Source organism: Paenibacillus sp. SAF-068, assembly GCF_051967555.1.
GTDB lineage: Bacteria > Bacillota > Bacilli > Paenibacillales > Paenibacillaceae > Paenibacillus.
In genome coordinates, this window is the sequence record NZ_JBQCJX010000003.1 from 560,382 (window position 1) to 575,386 (window position 15,005).

Below are 15,005 nucleotides of genomic sequence, written 5' to 3' on the forward strand. Positions count from 1 at the left end.
TGAGTCTAAGGTCGTGAAGTTGGCGATCCCCACTTTAATTAAAGGTTTTCAGATGAATATGTGGAATGAGTTAAAGACAGAATCATTATGCGAGGGAGGGATATCGTGATGAGAACCGTATGTGTGACTGGAGCCGCTCGGGGTTTGGGACTGGCTTTGACGGCCCAGATGCTCAAGAGAGGGTATTACGTGTATGCGGCCGGTCTGGACGTGGAAGATTCCGAGGGAATTCGTATGCTTGCAGAAGGATATCCGGACCATCTGCGCGCCATCGAATTGGATATATCGGACGACCTTTCCGTAGCTCTGTTCACAGAGACATTGAAGCTGGATACGAATCATTTGGATATGCTGATCAATAATGCGGCTATACTAGGAAGTATTACGGATCATATCCGCGGGCCGTTGAATATGGCGGAGATGGCTGAAGTATTTAATGTGAACACCCTAGGCACACTGCGTGTGACTCATTCCCTGTTACCCCTCCTTCTTCAAGGGCAGACCAAGCTGATAGTTGATATCTCTTCCGAGGCTGGAAGTATCGAGCAATGCAGTCGGGATGGCTGGTATGCGTATTGCATGTCCAAAGCTGCTTTGAACATGCAGGCCCGTCTTGTGCACAATGGTCTGAAGGATGAAGGCGGACAAGTGATGCTTGTTCATCCCGGTTGGGTACAGAGTTATATGCGGGGTGAATTGGATGCTTCGGCAGATCTCACGCCCGAGCAATCTGCACAGCATATCGCAGTACTTATCGACCGCCATGAACAGTTTAAGGGAGATCAGCCCGCATATGTGGACTACAAGGGAGAGAAACTTCCCTGGTAGTTGGTTTTATACAGTGAGGTGAACGAGAAAGGAGATTGATGGAATGGATCATCGTAAAAAAGCATTGTTACTAGGCGATTATACGCATCCGGATTGGCATCCGTTGCAGGGTGTAGACGCGGAGATCAGCCGGATTTTTCATGATACTATGACTGTGCAGTGCAGTGAGAACCGGAATATGCTGCTGCAAGAGAATATAACCGGGTTTGACGTGTGTATTTCATACATGGACGATTGGAAAGGGAAAGTCTCTCCACAGCAGACAGCAGGGTTGTTGTCGTATGTAAGTAATGGAGGTGGACTGGTTATTATACATAACGGCATTTCGCTCCAAAATCGTTATGAGCTCAAACAGATGATTGGTGCCAAGTTCCTGCATCATCCGGCTTATGCACCACTGGAATTCACCGTAACGGAAGAAAGCCACCCGGTGACGGAAGGAATCACAGCGTTTACGATGGAAGAAGAGGCGTATCAGTTCGAGTTTGGCTCTTTTGCCGAAACTAAGATATTGCTTGAATATCAATCCGAAGATGGACCGAAGCCTGCGGTTTGGGCGCATCGTTATGGCGTTGGACGAATTGTTTATCTTATGCCGGGTCACCATGTGCCGTCTTTTGCACATGAAATGTACCGTAAATTACTCCTGCAAGCAGGCAAATGGGCTGCACGTTACGTCTGATCGGATGGACATTTTTGCATGCAAAGCCTAAGGGGTATAATATAGAGATCAACGAAGAGGAGGATGACAAAATGAGCGATTTGTTCAAAAAGGCGATCTCGTTAGGGCTTGGTCTTACTGTCGTAAGCAAAGAAAAAATTGAGAAAACCGTGGATGATTTGGTCAAGCGCGGGGAACTTGCGCCCGGTGAATCCAAAGCTTTGGTTGAACGCCTGATGGAACGTGGCGATGAAGAGCAAGGTCAGTTCAAGCGGGTAATTCAGGAACAGGTTAAACGTGTGCTTCAGGAAGCGGGTGTGGCATCTGAAAGTGATGTAACCAGTCTGGAACAACGTGTTGCCGTCCTGGAGAAAAAACTTGCCGAACTGGGCCAATCACCACAGCTACAACCTGATGAATCCCCGGCTCCAATTGAAGTTCCTCCTCCTCTCAAAGGAAACGAGATCGAGTAGATGGCAGTGCGAATCAAACATGTCGGCAGATACCGTGAAATTGCCATGGCGCTGGTGCGTCATGGCTTCGGTTATATGGTCGAGGAGCTGGGCTTATTCCAGTTGCTGGCTCTACCTCGGCGGTGGATGTCACGTGAAGCACACACGACCAAAACGCTGAGTGAACGCATCAGGCTTGTGCTGCAGGAGCTGGGGCCAGCTTTCGTCAAGCTGGGGCAACTCGCAAGCACAAGGGCAGATCTATTGCCTGAGTCTGTCATTCGCGAGCTGGTGAAGTTGCAGGATCAGGTCCCGCCGTTCTCTTCCGAGACGGCACGGGGTATTTTGGAACAGGAATTGGATACACCGCTGGAGGAGATCTTTTCCCGGTTCGAGGATACCCCTGTAGCTGCGGCCAGCATTGGACAGGTGCATCTGGGCAAACTTCGAAGTGGTGAGTCGGTAGCCATCAAGATTCAGCGGCCAGGTATATCTCGTATTGTGCAGCGTGACCTGGATATTTTGCGTGAGCTGACAGCCATGGCAGAGAAGCGCTGGGACTGGGTGAAGCAATACCAGATTCCGCAAATGGTAGAAGAATACGCCCAGGCACTGATGGCTGAGCTGGATTATACGGTCGAAGGCCGCAATACGGAAAAAATTGCACAGCAATACCAACAGGACAACAAGGTCAAAATCCCGACAATTTACTGGGATCAGACGTCGTCCCGTGTGCTCACAATGGAGTATATCGAAGGCATCAAACTCAACGAGCGGGATGAACTGGTCAGACGCGGCCATGATCTGAATAACATTGCGGAGCGGCTGGTGGATTCTTTATTGAATCAGATCTTTATTCATGGATTCTTTCACGCTGACCCACACCCAGGCAACCTGATGGTATTGAAGGATGGACGTCTTGCCTTTATAGACTTCGGCATGGTGGGCAGTTTGAGTGACGAGATGAAACAGCAGCTCGCTTCGCTTATTATTGGGTTAATGCGCAAAGATACGGATAGTATGATCCGGGCCATTGAGAAGCTTGGCATGATGCCAGATGACATGGATCTTCGGGGGCTTCATGTGGATTTGGACAAGTTGCGTACCAAATATTACGATATTCCCTTTTCCAAGATTAGTGTGGGTCAGGCGTTGAATGACTTGTTCGGCGTAGCCCAGAGACATCGGGTGGTGATGCCGGCAGATATTCTGCTGCTTGGTAAATCGTTGCTGACGATGGAAGGGGTAATCGAACATCTCGATCCTTCCCTGAGCATCGTAGATATGGCCGAACCTTTTGGCCGAAAGCTGATCAAGGAACGTTTCAGCGCCGGAAGAATCAAGAATCGACTGTTCCGCAGTGCGGCCGATATGGCGGAGAGTGTCATTGGTCTGCCAGGGCAGTTAAGGCAATTATCATCCATTATTAGCAAAGGCAAGCTGAGGCTGGAGATCAGTGTCCCTGAACTGGATGCACTCATGCGCAGAATGGACCAGATTAGTAATCGACTGTCCTTTAGTATCGTGCTGCTCGCCTTCTGTATCATTATGGTGGGCTTGATTATCGGTTCGTCGATCAGTCATCAGTCCACGATGCTGTGGGATATTCCGGTTATTGAGATTGGTTTCCTGGTGGCGATATTAATGGTGGCTTTCCTGCTCTATTCGATATTCAAATCGGGAAGATTCTAGCATCAGCATGACATCACAACAATACCCGTAAAGAGACCTTCTCCAGAGGATCTTTGCGGGTTATTTTTTGTGAATAGAGAATGGGTGAGTAAATCATAGAAATATTAAGATAATAGGAGATAAGCTTTTATTTTGATGGCTTAACTGTATTAGTACATATCCGGTCCTGTGACTATAATAATAGGTCAGTACGTTAACGGACCCGGTTTTTCTGAGAGGGGAAAACCCACTGGCATCAGGATCAGCTCCTGTTGTCGCACGAGTAAGAGAACTGAAGGCAGTAATGGAACACCAGCGGTACACACTGGAACGGAAAAGACGCGAGTGCACATTAACCCGTCAAGGCTATACGGATGGTGGGAATGATGCAATTTACAATCTGGGCAACAGCATAGTCGAATGATGCGGAGAGGGAATCCGTTATTTTGTGCTGTCCCGGGCAGTTAATTGGTCGTGAACGGCTTCCGTTACTCTTCAGTAAGATTGTCCATTATGAGGAATACACATAGGAGGAACGGTAAAGAACATATGAATACGTTAAAACAACAATGGTTTGGCAACATTCGCGGAGATGTGCTGGCAGGCATTACGGTAGCGCTGGCGTTAATTCCGGAAGCCATTGCTTTCTCCATCATTGCAGGAGTCGATCCCATGGTCGGGTTGTATGCTTCGATTACGATTGCGATTGTGATCTCGATTGCAGGTGGAAGACCAGGCATGATCTCGGCGGCAACAGGGGCCATGGCGGTACTGATGGTTGGACTCGTCAAGGATTATGGCGTGGAATATCTTTTTGCGGCTACGATTTTGACGGGTATTATTCAGTTTATTCTAGGCATATTTAAGGTTGGGCGATTTATAACGTTTGTGCCTCATTCGGTATTAACCGGTTTCGTGAACGCACTGGCGATTCTGATCTTTATGGCGCAATTAACCCACTTTACGGGAGCGAACTGGATTATGTATGCGATGGTGGCGGGCACGCTGGCGATCGTCTATATTTTGCCACGGTTTTTCAAAGGCGTTCCGGCTCCACTGATTGCAATTATCGTGATGACGATTATTACGGTGGTGTTTCACCTGGATGTAAGAACGGTCGGCAATATGGGGAACATAACGAGCACGCTCCCAATGTTCCATTTGCCGAATATTGCGTGGACCTGGGACACGCTGATGATTCTGCTCCCATATTCATTCACCATGGCACTGGTTGGTTTGCTGGAATCCTTGCTGACCGCAACCATCGTGGATGAGATGACCGAAACCAAGAGCAGCAAGAACCGTGAGGTGCGTGGTCAGGGTATCGCGAATTTTGTGAACGGTTTGTTTGGCGGCATGGGCGGCTGTGCGATGATCGGGCAGTCGGTCATTAATGTGAAATCTGGCGGACGTGGGAGATTATCCACGTTTACTGCGGGTGCGTTTCTCGCAATCCTGCTGCTGCTATTTAGCGGTGTGGTGAAGCAGGTACCAATGGGGGCGCTCGTCGGTGTGATGTTTATGGTGTGTATCGGAACATTCGACTGGAGCTCCATTAAAAATATTGCTCGCGTGCCGCGGGCGGAAGCCTTTGTCATGATCGTGACCGTGGCGATTGTGGTCTATACCCACGATCTGTCGATCGGGGTTATGGTCGGCGTCGTGCTCAGTGTGCTGCATTTTGGTTGGAAACAGACCAAGATCCGCGTACAGGCCAGCCAGGAACAAGGGCAGAAGGTATACCGGGTCCACGGACCATTCTTCTTCGGATCTTCGTCCCGCTTCGTGGATGAATTCAATGCAGAGGCTGATCCAAAGGAGATCACAATTGATTTCGGAGGTTCACATATCTGGGATAACACCGCGGTTGTGGCTATTGGCAAAGTGAAGTTCAAGTACGCCAAGCTTGGCAAAACCGTGCACCTGCGGGGGTTGAATGAAGAGAGCACTCGCATTCTTGAACGGAGTGGATTTGCCACAGCTGGCGGGCACGGTTCATAACAGACAATATAAAAAGTTTTTTTATCAGCGGCGCAATTTTCCCCCAATCTAAGTTGGGAGAAGGCGTCGCTGTTTTATTAGAGAATTTGGGGTGTACAGCGATAGTTGTGGTAGTAGAGGGAGTTTTAGTAGAAGTATAGATGGGGTTTTAATTCCTGAAAACTTCGCAACATCTCTTCCTTTTCTTTCTATTTTTAGGATAACCTTCACAACGGAGTCGGAGTCATACTTCAAGCTGGCGCCTGGGTTGTCCACTCATCATCATTTCGTAGAGGGCTTCTGTAGTTAAGCTCACAATCATCCTCAAACTCACTTGATTGATACAAGTCATACCGATCTCGGGATTTTGCGCTACAAGTTAGGGGGGGAACGCTGTATCCCCTTTTGTTTTGCTTGACTAACGTGTAAACTACAGGGTATGGAGAAGAAGAGCAACGAGTGGATTGCTTTTTAAAAAATTCATTTCATAATCATGATTGAACGAAGGAAAACTAGTCTTGATGGCAGATACTGATACTGAAGTCATTATGAAATGGACTTATCTAAATGAATATACAGAGGTGTAACGATTGGCAAACTTTGAACAACTGGGCATTCGCCCGGAATGGTGCGAGATTCTGAAACATCAGGGTATCGCCGTGCCGACTCCGGTACAGGAGCGTTCGATTCCGGTACTGCTGGGCGGACGCGATATTATCGCCGAGGCACAGACAGGCACAGGGAAAACGCTGGCTTTTTTGCTGCCGATTATTCAGAAAATTAATGTATCCGACCGTTCGCCGCAAGCATTGATTATCGCGCCGACGCGTGAGCTTGCGTTGCAAATTACGGAAGAAGCGAAGAAGCTCACGGCAAACGACGATAAACTGCACGTGCTTGCCGTATACGGCGGGCAGGATGTGGAGAAGCAACTGCGCAAATTGCAGAATGGTACCCAGATCGTTATTGGAACACCGGGTCGTCTTCTGGATCACCTGCGCCGTGGCACGTTGAAGCTTAATAATGTAAAAAAACTGGTGCTGGATGAAGCCGACCAAATGTTGCACATGGGCTTCCTGGACGATGTGGAGACGATTCTTAGCGAGCTGCCACACAAACGCCAGACGATGCTGTTCTCTGCCACGATGCCAAAGGGCATTCGCAACCTGGCGAAGACTTACATGAAAGATCCGGAAGATGTAAAAGTATCTTCCCAATCGGTGATCCCGATCAAGCAGATTCGTCAGCAGGTGCTGGAATGTACGGATCGCGGTAAGCTTGAAGCGCTTCGCGGCCTGATTGATACGTATCGCCCATACTTGGCGATCATTTTCTGCCGGACCAAGCGTCGTGCATCCAAGCTGAACCAAGATCTGCGTGAAGCGGGTTATGCAAGTGATGAACTTCATGGGGATCTTTCCCAATCCAAGCGTGAGAACGTAATGAAAGCGTTCCGTGATGCCAAACTGCAAGTGCTGGTTGCTACGGATGTAGCTGCACGTGGACTTGATGTTGAAGGCGTGACGCATGTATTTAACTACGACATGCCGCATGATGCTGAAAGTTATATCCACCGGATTGGTCGTACGGGCCGTGCAGGCGGTACAGGTCTTGCTGTGACGTTTGCAACAGAGCATGACAGACCGGAACTTGCACGTATTGAACAAGGGATTGACCAGAAGTTGGCGCGTATCCAGTGGACGAGCGAAGGTCCAATTGCTTCGACTGGAGCAGCCAGACGTTCCATCAACAGTCAGGGGGATGACGAACGAGGCGGCCGCTCTTCCGGAACGGGCAGTGCCCGTCGCGGTGCAGGCCGTAACGATCGCAGAGATGGCGGACGTGGGGGTCGTGGTTCCCGCGGTGGCGAAGGTGGACGCAGTGGAGGACGTAGTGGTGGCCGCAGCGACGAGCGCAGTGCAGGCCGTGGTTCTGCGCGCAGTAGCGACAGCAGTCGTGGTGCAGCAGGCCAAGGCGGACGCAGTGCAGGTCGCAGTGGCGATGAGCGCAGCGCAGGTCGTGGTTCTGCACGCAGCAGCGACAGCAATCGCGGTGCAGGCAGCAGCGGCTGGGCTGGCCGTAGTGCGGACAAGCGCAGCTCCGGACGCAGCAGCGAAGGCTCTCGCCGTCCGGAATCCGCAGGACGCGGACCGGCGAAGGGCGACCGTCGCGATTCTCGTCGCGGACGGTAAAGTCTTGGCGCAAGCGGTGATATAGCCGCACCTGCGCAGGCACCATGCCATGCCAAGCGTTTGGCATGGCACATATGAGAGGGTTCGGGTACAGGCGTGCCGAATCCTCGGATCAAGGGTCGCGACGGAAGCACGTCGCGGCCCTTTTTCAACAGAACAGATGATCTTTTGCACTTATTGTTTCGATTGTCTGCGAGTGCCTGTTTTGATGCCTGCCTCATTCCATAAAATTCAAAACACCTCATCCTAGACCTAAGGATGGGGTGTTTTTGGCTGAATTCTTATATCATTAGAAGCATAACCTTCGATCTGCGGTGCTGATGTGCATGCAGGGGTGGATGAAACTGCACTCGTCTATATACAGGGAATGAGTTTGCACTAAACTACGTTTTTCTTTCTCAATGTATGATCCCTACAGCTGAACATCTGCGTATTGATCCCGATATTTCTCGTTATACACCCGGCCTACCGACTCCGCCAGACCCCCGCGTGCTTTGCCTGGATAGCGTTCAATCGTGTGATAGAGCCGCATGAACCGATCCTTGGGCATAAAGCGGGCGTAGCGGGTAATAAGACTAGGGAATAACTCAATATATTTACTCTTGCGCACAGCAGCAGCAGCTACGGCTGTAAGAATCTGAATTCCATTGTGGAGCTGTAAAATGTTCACTTCATAGGTTGCGATATAACGAATCGCGTCTTCCCGGATCAATTCCGGCTTAAGCCGTGCAATCTCACCGATATATTCAGCCAGCAGCCGCTCGAAGCTGCGTAGCAACAAGGGCTTGAGCTGCAGATCCATATCACTGCGCAGGACAAAGGATTGTAACAGTGCAACCTGTTGCAGTCGAATCCGGTCATTGTAGACGAGTGAGCCGATCTCGCGGAGCATCTCATAAGCCAGTGCTTCATCCTGCTTGCGGGCTTCGGCGACCAGAGCCCAGTTGCGGTTGATACCTTGGCGGATGAGCTCCTCATCCTGTTGCAACGTGCGTTTCAACTCACGCTGCTGCTCTACTTCGAACGAACGTTTCTGCATGAAGATCAGCAATGCCAGAAGCAACAGGGAGACGCTGGCCGCCGCCATGGTCTGATCTATGGTTTCACCAAAATAGGTGGCCGCTGCACCGAACAAGATCGTAATGAACAGGTCGCGTGCAATCCGGCGTTTCACGCGGGAAGTCGCCTTCGCCTGAACGGAGTTCAGAGTACCCCGGCCACAGGCCGTACACTCATCTTCCCACAGGCAGGTATACTGTCCGCAACGGGAGCAGACTTGCAACTTTTCATAGGCATAGGTCGTTCGATGAAATGGTCGTATGGATACAACTCGTTTAGTACTCATGCTCAATCACGCTCACCATTCAGAATAGTGTAGAGGGTACGATCCGTGTCTTCGCGGGAGACCGGCTTCCGCCGATGAAGTTGGAGTGCAAAACCCTTTATGATGACAAAAAGAAACAATATGGCGAGGCATCCTTATGTAACCATAATCCGTTCCCTTCTATGGCTTGGTAAACAAGCGCTGTTATATTGCAGTTTGCTGGCAATAACTATATCATATTTCCATAGTTGGTACTTTTGCGCCAGTTACAGGCGTGAAATCGTCGATTTTTGTCAGTCATTACAAAACTGTAACTCAAGATAGGGGTGCTTTTCAGAATTTATTAGTAGACTGTTAAGATTTCCTTAAGGCTTGACGCCTATAATAAACTATTCCCATTTTAATCTCAAACGTGAAGGAGTACACCCAATGCTGTGGACACGCAAAATACGCTTGCTCAGCGGAACGATGGTTCTGCTGGCCATTCTAACGCTACTGCTACCTCAAGCGTTGCTGCCACAAGCTGCAGCGGCTCAGGCACAGACAAGCGGAATCGATGCGGTACTTGTAGCCGATGTAAGTAACTCAATGAATACAAGTGACCGTGACAAGATCAGTAATGAAGCCATGAAAATGTTTATTGATATGCTGCCCGTCCAAGGGGACAAGGTAGGGATTGTCGCTTATACCGATCAGGTGGAGCGGGAAAAGGCAATGCTTACGATTCAGTCTGATGCGGACAAGAGCAGCCTGAAGGATTTTATTGATCAGCTCGGCCGGGGTCCATATACCGATGTCTCCGTGGGTGTCGCCGAAGCCATGAACATACTGAACCATGGTGCAGACCCTTCTCATTCGCCAATGATCGTGCTGCTGGCGGATGGCAACAATGACTTTAACAAAACCAAAGGCCGTACACAGGCACAATCGGACGCTGATCTGGCGAAATCCGTGAAGGAAGCACAGGATCAGGGTATTCCGGTGTATACGATTGGACTGAACGCGGATGGCAAGCTGAACAAGGATGCACTCGCAGCCCTCGCGAAGCAGACCGGAGGCAAGTCATTCATTACCGATACGCCGGATGATCTGCCACAGATTCTGAGTGAGATCTTCGCCGATCATGCCAAATTGAATGTGGTGAAGCTGCCCTCTGTAACAGGAAACGGCAGTTATCAGGAAGTTACCGTGAACGTGCCAAACGATAGTGTGCTGGAGGCAAACATCTCGATTATGTCCTCGAAGCCGGTGGAAGTGCAGTTAACGGACCCTTCCGGACAAGCCGTGGACCTGAACTCGGATGCAGCCAAGCTCTCGACATCGAAGAGTTATTCGCTCGTGAAGCTGTTGAAACCCCAAGAGGGAGACTGGAAACTTCGGGTAAAAGGCGCTCCGAAAGACAGCATCGATATCAACCTGTTGTTCAACTATGATCTTCAGCTCGTTGTGGACCCGATTAAGACCAAGTCCTATACCAAAGGGGACAACGTTGATCTTGCAGCCAAACTGGAGAATGGCGGCCAGCCGCTTCAGGATAATGATCTGTATGCAGATATGAAGGCCACGCTGGTTGTGAAAGATGTCGATACAGGCAAAAGTGAAGAACAACCGCTGGAAAACACAGGATCTGGTTTTGCCGGAACATTTGAAGTACCGGACAATCATCATTATGAATTGGTCATCCGTGCGGAAGAAGACAGCTTCTATCGTGAAAGTGAGCCTATCACGATCAACGCAAGCGGAGCAGCCGGAAGCGGATCTCAACCGACAACATCAGGTGGTGAACAGGACAAACCGTTTCCATGGTTACCTGTTATTCTCGGTGCTATAGCCCTGATAGTGGTCGGTGTTGGTGCCTGGTTCCTGATGGGCTGGCTGAAACGCAAAAACCGGGGCTTTGTCGGTCAGATGATCGTTGAGATTCGTGATGAGAACACGGGCGACAAGTCATATCCACAATATAAAAAGCTGGTATCCTTCCGGGGCCGATTCCATCTGCATCAGTTGTTGCAACTGGATCCTGAGCTGAAGGAAACCGAAAAATATGTATTTACGCCCAGCAATGGGGATCGAATTATCATCCGTAACACCGCAGGCGGTACGCTGGAGAAATCCGGTCGTGCAGTCGATGCAAGCTCAGGCGTTGAACTGAAGAACGGTGACCGACTGAGCATCCCGCTGCAACAGGCGGACAAGACCATTTTAATTGAGTATCTGGTGTAAGTTAATTGTTTGGTTTAAAAGGAATGCAAATTTAAGTTGGATATAATTGTTTACACGAGAACGGAGAGGACAGAGAAAACCTGAAGAAGCGAAGTGTTCGCCTAAAAGCTTTCTAAAAGAAAGCTGCATCGGAAGCATACGCTTATCCTCAGATTTCTCCCTTTAGAAAAGGGAACCAAAAAAATCTGAGGATAACAGCGATCGGAAGGTTACTCTGTCATCGGAGTGGCAAGTGTAATGAGTTTGTGCCCAACTGGTCTAACTAAAGGGAGGATATGGAATGAAACCGATTGTTAGAGAACATATTCAGCAACTGGATGTATCACTTGGCGGAGGGATTGTCAGTGAGAAGATCCGGGTCGATACGATTGATAACCCCATTCTGATTATCGGTCTGGGAGGAACAGGTATTGATGCACTGCTACGCCTTAAATATCAGATCAACCGTCGTTTCAAGCTGCCACAGGACCCGGTTTCCAAGAAAAAAATGGACAAGCCGGACAATGTGGAGTTTCTGGCTTTTGAGACGAACGAACAGGATCGCGCCAAAAAGTATAAAGGAATCGGACTCGATCCGATTAATGAATTTGTATTGCTGTCCAATGCCGAGATTGGCGGACTTCTTCAAAACCGCAGCGTGCTGGAGCCGTACATTACAGACTGGCTGTCTCCGGAACTGAGCATCACGGACGGCATGAATGGCGCCGCAGGTGTGCGTCAGGCTGGACGTCTGCTCCTGTTCACGAAGATTAATCAGGTCGTGCAGGCCATCGACAAAAAAATCAAAACCTTATCCGTAGGCACCAACAAAAAACTGATGGTGTTCCTGCTGACAGGTCTGTCCGGCGGTACAGGCAGCGGCTGTTTCCTCGATATTTCCTACATCGTGCGCGGTATTATCGAACGGGATCACGGCTCTGCCGGGATTGACCGTGTGAATACGCTTGGATACCTGTTCACGCCGGACGTGAACCTGTCCAACAAAAGCTTGAGCGAACACACGCGCGAATACATTCGCAAGAACGGATATGCTGCGCTTAAAGAGCTGGATTACTGGATGAACGTGGATAGCCGCGGTGAGCGGTTTACGCAGAAGTACGGCAATATTTTAACCGTCAACTCACCACTGCCGCCATTTAACCTGTGTCATCTGATCTCTGCAACGAATACCGAAGGCAAACTGCTGGAGAACGCCTACGATTACTGCATGAACGTCACAGCCGAGAACATTACCAACTTCATGGCAAGTGAGGAGAAGCAGTCTGGTGAGGAGTTCGCCATCCATGACTATATCAGTAACATTCGCACGAACATTGCACAGATGAACAAGGTGTACCCGGCTAACTATGATTACAACATCATTGGTGCCTCTTCGGCTGTACTACCGATTGAAGAGATGACCACGTATCTGGCTTATCGCATGTTCGACAAAATGAACACCATGTTCTCCAAAGCACCGAACCAGGAGGACACCGAGAAGTTTGCCCGCAAGCTGGGCATTGATCTCGAAAGTGTGGTCAAGTCCTTTGAAGCGCGCGTACCAGAGCCGCTGCCTGGTTATCAGAACAGCGAACGTTTATCCTATGGCAATGTAGTGAAATCACAGGTTGTGAATATGGACACCGAACTGGAACAGAACTTCCTGGCCCGTGCTCGTGAAGAATATATCAAGGCGAAGAAACAACTGCCGGGCGAAATTGCGGGTCAGTTCACCGAACAGATCCGGCGTATGTTTTTGCATCCCGAACAAGGTCCGTTCTATGTATCCCGTCTCATTTATACGGAAAAAGGCTTCTGTGTACTGAAGATGATTCAGTCGTACATCGAAACCCTGCGTGAGAATGCATTCCGCATTCCACGTGATATCGAAGCAGCTCAGGAGCAGTCCGAAGAGAAGCTGGGCGATGCGAAGAGTGCTTTTGTCTCCAAAGAGAAGAAAAAGAATGCTTATATTGAAGCAAAAATTCATGAGTACTGGCTGCACGCCGACGTGGAACGCAACGATCAGATGATCGAGTTCTATGAAGATCTGTATGAGTTGCTGAATCAGGAGAACAGCCGCATTTATAACGTATTTACCGAGACGCTGAACGCCCTTAGCTCAATATTCGCGAAGAACGGCGATCTGCTGACACGCGGCGAGGAACAGTCCGATCACAAAGGCAACAAGACATATTACTGGAACGTCGTAAGTGTACCGGATATCGTAAGTGTGGTGGACGGGCTGTTGGATAAACGTGATACGGATGATCTGATCCGGGACTTCTCCCGTGAATTGTTGGAAAACTCCAGCCAGTGGGTGAAAGAGAACGAGATTGATATCGTCAGCTCCATCTCCGACTTCCTGAGTGAGAAATTCGGTGATCTGATTACCCGTTCCATGGAAGATTTCCTCGTGATCAAATACGGTCAGGATGAGTCGGTCGAGAAATTCGTGGAACGTTTCATTGCTGGCAAGCTGGATGATGAGGCCGTTCCAGTGTTCAATCTGAGCAACAGTACAGGCAGTCTGCATTTCCCTTCATGGGGATTTGTATCCGTACCGGCACAGGCACCGGGCATTCTGAAAGGGATTCGCAATTATCAAAACAATGCCGTAGGCAAGTCTCATTTTACCGTGAAGGAAAGTGAAGTGCGTAACCGGATCTTCTGGCTGAATACCCGCAACGGGGTACCGCTCTTTGTGTATACTCCGCTCAAGGTATATGAGGAAAGCTATGAACGTACCATTTTGGACAAAGAAGGCATTGGTCGTCACTTGGTGCAAACGGAGAAAAACAACTGGACCTATCTGCCGTCTCCAATTCCGGAGAAATCATGGGGAGATGTGTACGAGAATGCCCGCGTGAAGCAGTATAACGCCCGTGTGCGTAATGAGTTCGAGCAGGCGCTCGGATACAACATTGTGACAGCCAAATCCATTGATGAGAATACAAGCAACCGGTATGCGATTGTGACAACAGAAGCATTTGACTTGTCCGCCAAACTGGCAGCCTACGACATGCGTCTGACGTCCACCACGCCGAACCTCGGCGAAGTGAAGCGGGCCGTGATTGAGCTGAAACGTCTGCAATCCGAAGGGTTGCCGCGTGTAGGAGTTAAGGATATTTTCGGCAGTATTAATGAAGATATGGCCAAAGAAAACCTGGTACGCTCTCCACAGCTGATCGCACGTGTACGTGAGGAACTGGCGAAGATGAATGCCATCTCGGCCAAAGTTGCCGAACTGGAAGGCATTCTGGCCCAGTATCAGGACGAAGAGCAGTGGTATGACCGCTTCATCGAAGCGCTCTATACAGACACCATCGTCAAAAAAGGTGCGCTCTACGTCTATGACCGTGATCCGGAAGAAGATGCATGGGAGCCGTTTGCGAACCTGATGAAGAGCCGTAACTTTGCCGAGTATGAAGTGTTTGGCAACTTCCGTGGTCTGGCGGAGAAGGATCGCAGTACACTGCTGCGCAAAGCCTCCCGTCGCGATAATGATCTGACGGCTTCTGAAGATATCACCCCATTGCTGACGAAGCTGGATGATCTGGCTGCGCTGTTCATGGAATCACGTGATCGTCTGGAATACGAGCGGGTAGAACTGGCTAACGGAGAAGACATCTATCAGTTCTACAGAACGATGTCGTCCAAGCTGAACGACATTCGCAAAAGGCTGAAGTAAGGGT

The 15,005-nt window shown here is 49.6% G+C and carries 9 protein-coding genes; 8 read left to right on the plus strand and 1 reads right to left on the minus strand.

Annotation, left to right across the window (positions count from 1 at the left end; all coding sequences use genetic code 11):
- The first annotated feature begins 108 nt into the window (after positions 1-108).
- From ACTHPG_RS20215 to ACTHPG_RS20240, 6 genes are all read left to right on the plus strand, one after another.
- Positions 109-828, plus strand: coding sequence for an SDR family oxidoreductase (locus ACTHPG_RS20215; RefSeq protein WP_440391237.1), 720 nt, complete (start codon positions 109-111; stop codon positions 826-828).
- Between the two features lie 43 nt (positions 829-871).
- Entirely contained in the window at positions 872-1,510 is a 639-nt protein-coding gene (locus ACTHPG_RS20220; RefSeq protein ID WP_440391238.1) for a ThuA domain-containing protein, read from the plus strand.
- 71 nt (positions 1,511-1,581) lie between these two features.
- Positions 1,582-1,962, plus strand: coding sequence for a phasin family protein (locus ACTHPG_RS20225; RefSeq protein WP_440391239.1), 381 nt, complete (start codon positions 1,582-1,584; stop codon positions 1,960-1,962).
- Complete coding sequence (locus tag ACTHPG_RS20230) at positions 1,963-3,633, plus strand: ABC1 kinase family protein (RefSeq protein ID WP_440391240.1); 1,671 nt, start codon at positions 1,963-1,965, stop codon at positions 3,631-3,633.
- Positions 3,634-4,161: 528 nt separating this feature from the next.
- Positions 4,162-5,613, plus strand: a complete 1,452-nt coding sequence (locus ACTHPG_RS20235; RefSeq protein ID WP_440391241.1) for a SulP family inorganic anion transporter — start codon at positions 4,162-4,164, stop codon at positions 5,611-5,613.
- Between the two features lie 569 nt (positions 5,614-6,182).
- On the plus strand, positions 6,183-7,784 hold the full coding sequence (locus tag ACTHPG_RS20240) for a DEAD/DEAH box helicase (protein WP_440391242.1): 1,602 nt from the start codon (positions 6,183-6,185) through the stop codon (positions 7,782-7,784).
- A 412-nt stretch (positions 7,785-8,196) separates the two neighbouring features.
- Here ACTHPG_RS20240 and ACTHPG_RS20245 read toward each other — a convergent pair whose 3' ends face one another.
- On the minus strand, positions 8,197-9,129 hold the full coding sequence (locus ACTHPG_RS20245) for a hypothetical protein (protein ID WP_440391243.1): 933 nt from the start codon (positions 9,127-9,129) through the stop codon (positions 8,197-8,199).
- A 408-nt stretch (positions 9,130-9,537) separates the two neighbouring features.
- Between ACTHPG_RS20245 and ACTHPG_RS20250 the strand changes: the two genes are divergently transcribed.
- Both ACTHPG_RS20250 and ACTHPG_RS20255 read left to right on the plus strand, forming a co-directional pair.
- Positions 9,538-11,331, plus strand: a complete 1,794-nt coding sequence (locus ACTHPG_RS20250; protein ID WP_440391244.1) for a vWA domain-containing protein — start codon at positions 9,538-9,540, stop codon at positions 11,329-11,331.
- Between the two features lie 280 nt (positions 11,332-11,611).
- Complete coding sequence (locus ACTHPG_RS20255) at positions 11,612-15,001, plus strand: tubulin-like doman-containing protein (protein ID WP_440391245.1); 3,390 nt, start codon at positions 11,612-11,614, stop codon at positions 14,999-15,001.
- Positions 15,002-15,005 lie beyond the last annotated feature (4 nt).